Source organism: Caulobacter sp. (assembly GCF_035254145.1).
Lineage (GTDB): Bacteria > Pseudomonadota > Alphaproteobacteria > Caulobacterales > Caulobacteraceae > Caulobacter.
Map to the genome: position 1 here is coordinate 1 of NZ_DATFAV010000226.1, position 5,276 is coordinate 5,276.

Sequence of the window (5,276 nt, forward strand, 5' to 3'; positions counted from 1 at the left end):
CGAGGTGGAAACTAGAAGCTCTTCTTGATCCCGATCTCGAACGTGCGGCCCAGCGGGTTGCCGGTCCACGGGTCGTAACCGAACTCTTCCTGGGCGGGCGGCGGATCGCGGTCGAAGATGTTGGCCACGGTCGCCGTCAAGGCCATGTCGCCGTTCAGTTGCAGGCGGTAGGTGAAGTCGGTGGTGATCCAGTTTTCACCGTCCTCGCCGTATTGGACGCCGGCCCGCTCGTCCTTCACGGCCGAGACGAAGTTGACGCCGAGGCGGAAGTTCTGGCGGTCCAGGCTGTAGTTGACGCCGAGATTGGCCCGCCATTTCGGCGCGGCTTGCGCGAAGGTGGCGAAATTCAGCGTGCCGAGGCGATCGTCGCCGGTCGAGATCGTCACGCCGTCCAGGGTCGTGGGGCCGGTCCGTAGTTCAGTCACCCGGGTCGCGGTGACGCTGACGTCCAGGTCGCCCGGACCCAGGGGCAGGCTGTAGTTGCTCTGGATGTCGAAGCCCTTGGTGGTCTGGCCCGGGCCGTTGCCGTAGCGCGTGGAGACCGCCGAGAAGGTCCCGACGCCGCTCATGCCCACCGTGCAGCCGTTGTTGAAGGTGATGCGGGCCAGCAGCGGCTGCTTGGTCGCGTCGCAGGTCGTGATCGTGCCGCCGGCGCCGTTGAAGACCAGGCTGGCGATCTGGTTGGGATCGGCGACCTGGCCGATCTGGTCCTTCGTCTTGATGTCGAAATAGTCGACGATCAGGCGGAACCGGTGGTCATCGGCGAGGCCGCGGCTCTGCCAGATCGCGCCGATGTTCGACGTCTTGGCGGTTTCGGGCTTGAGGTTGGCGTCGGTGACGAACTGCGCCGCCAGCCAGTTGCTGGCCGCTACGGTATAGGTGCGAGCCGCGACCGTGATCGCGCCCGGCGTCACGCCCAGGGGCGGGGTCTGGTAGTTGGTGCCGTACGACGCGCGCAGGGTCAGCGGGCCCCAGACGTTCCACTTGCCCGACACCTTGTAGACCGTGGCTCCGAGGTCGTTCGAGAACTTCTCGTGGCGCGCGGCCAACTGGATGTCGACATTGGACAGCAGCGGCACCTGCAACTCGCCGAACAGCGAGTACTGGCTCTGCTCGGCCTGGGTGGGCAGGGTCGGGGCGAACAGCACGAACGGGCCCGGAGCGTCGGGCGTGCAGCCCCGGAAGTTCGGGCTGGTCGTCGGCTGCGGCGTGGCGCCGAGGTTCGACGAGCCGGCGCCGTTGGCGCTGGTCGTGCCGGCCGGCCACTCGCACTGGATCGAGCCATTGTTGAAGGCGCTGGGCACCTCGACGCGGTTGGACAGCGAGCGGTATTGGGCGCCGACCGCCCAGCCCACCTCGCCGCCGGGCAGCTTCAGGCCGGAGAGGCCGTTGAACACCAGGTCGGCGGTGAAGTTGTGGCTCATGGTCTCGACCGCGCGGGGGTCGAACATCCACAGGGTCAGCTCCTTGGAGTTCTCCTTGCCGGCCACGTAGTTGGGGTTGGAAAGCCCGAGAACCGGCTGGCCCTTGAACGACGAGGAGAAGGGATTCCAGTACTGGCAGCCGTTCTTGCCCGCGGCGGCCGCGTTCTGGGTGCCGAAGCGCGACGGATCCAGATCCACGGCCTGGCAGCCGGGGCCGCCGAAGCCGTTCAGCGCTTCCTGCAGCCGGTAGCCGATGGTGTCGGCGTGGGTATTGTAGTTGTAGGCGTCGTTGTAGGTCAGGGCGAAGTCGTAACCGACCTTCTTGGCGAACGGCGCCACGTCGCCGAGGTCGCCGGTCAGCCCGCCGGAGATCCGCCAGACCTTGTTGTCGATGCGGTCGGCCACGCCGAAGCCGTCGCCGCCCGAATAGTACGGGTTGCCGCCGTGGCCGAGCAGGCGATAGGTCACTGGCGTGAAGCCCTGGGCCCCGGTGATCCCGTGGGCTGCGGCGAAGTCGGCCGCGTAGGGGTTCGTGATCGGCACGTAGAACTGATAGACCGAGCCCGTGGCCAGAGCGGGGCCGCGCACGACCGGCTGGGCCGGCGAACCCATCACCTGCGGCAGGTTCACCCGGCCGTATGAAGCGTCCATATGGAACTTCATGCTGTCGGTGATCTGCGCCTTCAGTTGGGCGTAGAGGCGGTAGGTGTCCTGCTTCTCCACCAGCCGGTAGTACGAGATGTAGTTGTAGGCGCAGGTGAAGTTGTTGTCGTAGCGGCCGCCGACGGCGGCGCAGCTGGCGGGCGTGAAGTCCGAGACGATGCCGCCCGCCGCCGGACCCCATTCGCCGACGTCCGTGGCGCTAGGCGTGGCGGGCAGGGCGCCGCGCGGCAGCCAGCCCGTCAGGTTGGTCAGGGTCGACCACGGCGCGGGGTTGTAGCCCGTCGTCGGGTTCAGCGAGGCCTTGGTGAAGTCCCGCTCCATGGTGTTGAGGCGCGAGCGGTGCTCGTATTCGGCCGAGACCAGCAGGTTCACGCGGTCTTCGCCGATCCCGCCCATCACGCCGATGGAGTAGTCGCCCTTGGAGCCCTTGATGTGCTTGTACTGCGCCTGGGTCTGCAACCCGACGAACTTGTCCAGGGTGATGAAGTTGACCACGCCGCCGGTGGCGTCGGCGCCGTAGATCACGGCCGCGCCGTCCTTGAGGATCTCGGTGCGCGACAGGGCGATCGAGGGGACGTTGGCGGTGTTCTGGTTCATCCGCCGGCCGTTCAGCAGCACCAGTGTCTTGTCGGCTCCCAGGCCCCGCAGATTGTAGTTAACCGAGCCGACCAGGGCCGGACCACCGAAATAGTAGGACTCGCCGGTGGTGGGGCCCGAGATCGTCAGGCTCTTGGCGAACTCCAGCGCCGTCGGCGAGCCCTGCTTCTCCAGTTGCGCCTGCGAATAGACTTCCACGGGGAGGGCAGCGTCCAGCGCCGAGCCTCTGATGTTCGAACCCGTGACGACGATTTCCTCGACCTGGGTGGATTGATCCGCAGGCGCCTTTTCCTGACCCCACGCCGGCAATGCGATGCCCGCGATCCCGATCAGCAGCGCGACGCCCGAGGCGCTGGTTAGCCCGACTTTCATTTGGCGACCCTCCCGTTGAATGAGTCTCTAACGCTCATTCTCACTAGAGTGAGTGTTGTCTTATCGTCGGGACGGCGTCAATGATCATTGTTCGGCCAAAGCGCGGTCGTTGCGCGAAGCTCGCTGACAAGCGAGTGATTGACGGCGCGCGCGGGCCCGACTACGCGGCGAACAGCAAGTGCAGGAGGACGGCTTGGCAGGAGCTAAGGCGGAGAAGGCCGAGGGAGTGACTGCGAAGCGGGAGCGGCGCAGCAAGGCCGAACAGCGCGCCCAGAGCCTTGAGCAGATCCTCGACGCCGCCGAGTATCTGTTCTCGCAGAACGGCCTCTATGGCGTGACGCTGCGCGACGTGGCCCAGCGGGTGGGCATCCACACCACGCTGCTGAACTATTATTTCAAGGACAAGACGAACCTGTTCGAAGCCGTGTTCGCGCGGCGCGCCGGAGTCACGTCGGGCCGCCGGATGGTGGCGCTGGAACAGTACGAGAAGGACGCGGGCGACAAGCCGACCGTCGAGGGCGCGCTGCACGCCTTCCTCGATACCGATCTCGACCTCTATTACGAGGGCGGTGAGCACTGGATGAACTACGCCGCCTTCTGCGCCCGGGTCAGCAACACGCCCGAGGGCGCGGCCCTGATGGACGAGCACTTCGATCCCGTCGTGCTGAAGCTGGTGGGCATCCTCAAGCGCGCCCTGCCGGACTATGCCGACGAGGAGATCTTCTGGGGCTATCACTTCGTTTCGGGCGCGCTGATGAACACACTGGCGCGGACGGGCCGGATCGATCGGCTGTCCAGCGGCGTCTGCCATTCCGACGACTTCCCGGCGATCAAGAAGCGGATCGCCCGCTTCATGGCCGCCGGTTTTATCGCTTTGAGGGCGTAGAACCCTACGCCTTCTCGCGGGCGAAGACTCGGCCCAGCCAAAGGAAGAGGGCGATCGCCAGGCCGTAGAACGGAACCAGGGTGTAGAGCGCCATCTGCAGCGAGTTGTGCGGGTGGCTGGCGCGGAAGAAGTCGCTGGCCGCGCCGACATAGGTGGGGCCAAGGCCTAGGCCTATGAAGTTCATGACCAGCAGAAGCAGGGCGCCGGACATCACCCGCTCTTCGGGCCTGACCTCTTCCTGCACCAGCGCCACCGACGACGAAAGGTAGAAGTAGTTCAGGAAGGTCGGACCGATCAGGAAGGCCAGTGCCAGCGGCCAGGTCGGCGCCCAGACGAAGCCCAGGTAGAATGGAATCGCCAGGGTCAGTGAGATGACCGGCGCGATGGCGTAGACGGCCTTGGACCGGCGGCGGAAGCGATCGATCACCCGTCCCGAGACGAAGATGCCCGCGCTCATGCCGATCCCGACCACCAGGGCGTACCAGACCGCGACCTGACTGAGCGCCATGCCCTTCTCGCGCATCAGGAACAGGGTCGTGAAATTGCCCAGGCCGTAGGTCACGAACTGGGTCGCGCCGCTGCCTAGCGCCGCCAGCACCAGCGTCGGGCGCGAGAAGAACATTTTCAGCGTCGCCCAGAACGGGGGCTTGCGGGGAGGGGTCTTGGCGTCGACTCCGTCCATGCCCCCTCGACGCGGCTCGCGGACGATCATCGGCAGTACGAGCGCCGTGACGATTCCGATCACGCCCAGAACCACGAACGCATGTCGCCAGTCGAAGGCCGCCGCGATGGCCGCGCCGAAAGCGATGCCCAGCGCCGCCCCGACCGGCGGGCCGAGGTTGTAGAGGCCAAGCGCCGTGCCCCGGCGCTCGGGCGGGAAGTAGTCCGAAATGATCGCATAGGAGGGTGGCACGCCGCCCGCTTCGCCAAAGCCCACGCTCATCCGCGAGAAGGCGAATTGGCCATAGGTCCGGGACAGGCCGCAGGCCACCGTCGCCGCGCTCCAGATGGCGCACGCCAGGCTCAGCACCGCCACGCGATTGGTCCGGTCGGCGAGCCAGCCGACGGGAATGGCGATGAAGCAATAGAACAGGGCGAAATAGAAACCGCCGATCATGCCGAGCTGGCTGTCGGTGACATGCAGGCTGTCCTGGATCGGCTTGGCCAGGATCGACATCAGCTGTCGGTCCAGGAAATTCAGGACATAGACGAACCACAGCATGGCCAACACGGCCCAGGCGCGGCTTCCGGAAGGGATTGTGCGCGCCTGCTCCGATGAGCGAGCGAGCGGCGGCGACGGGTTGCGCGTGGCGTCCAAGACTTCCTCCCAGCCG

3 protein-coding genes are annotated in these 5,276 nt (G+C 66.2%); 1 reads left to right on the top strand and 2 read right to left on the bottom strand.

Annotated features, from left to right (window positions below; all coding sequences use genetic code 11):
• Positions 1-11: 11 nt before the first annotated feature.
• A complete protein-coding gene (locus VJ655_RS14105; protein WP_324112094.1) occupies positions 12-3,056 on the bottom strand; it encodes a TonB-dependent receptor domain-containing protein in 3,045 nt (1,014 codons plus the stop codon).
• A 226-nt stretch (positions 3,057-3,282) separates the two neighbouring features.
• Here VJ655_RS14105 and VJ655_RS14110 point away from each other — a divergent pair, with 226 nt between their 5' ends.
• Positions 3,283-3,942, top strand: coding sequence for a TetR/AcrR family transcriptional regulator (locus VJ655_RS14110; protein WP_324112096.1), 660 nt, complete (start codon positions 3,283-3,285; stop codon positions 3,940-3,942).
• 4 nt (positions 3,943-3,946) lie between these two features.
• Here the strand turns inward: VJ655_RS14110 and VJ655_RS14115 are convergent, their stop codons facing one another.
• On the bottom strand, positions 3,947-5,164 hold the full coding sequence (locus VJ655_RS14115) for an MFS transporter (RefSeq protein ID WP_324112098.1): 1,218 nt from the start codon (positions 5,162-5,164) through the stop codon (positions 3,947-3,949).
• Positions 5,165-5,276: the final 112 nt, after the last annotated feature.

Bases quoted from the DNA above. Each gene is read 5' to 3' on its own strand.
- VJ655_RS14105 (WP_324112094.1), bottom strand. From the start codon at position 3,056: ATGAAAGTCGGGCTAACCAGCGCCTCGGGCGTCGCGCTGCTGATCGGG.
- VJ655_RS14115 (WP_324112098.1), bottom strand. From the start codon at position 5,164: ATGCTGTGGTTCGTCTATGTCCTGAATTTCCTGGACCGACAGCTGATG.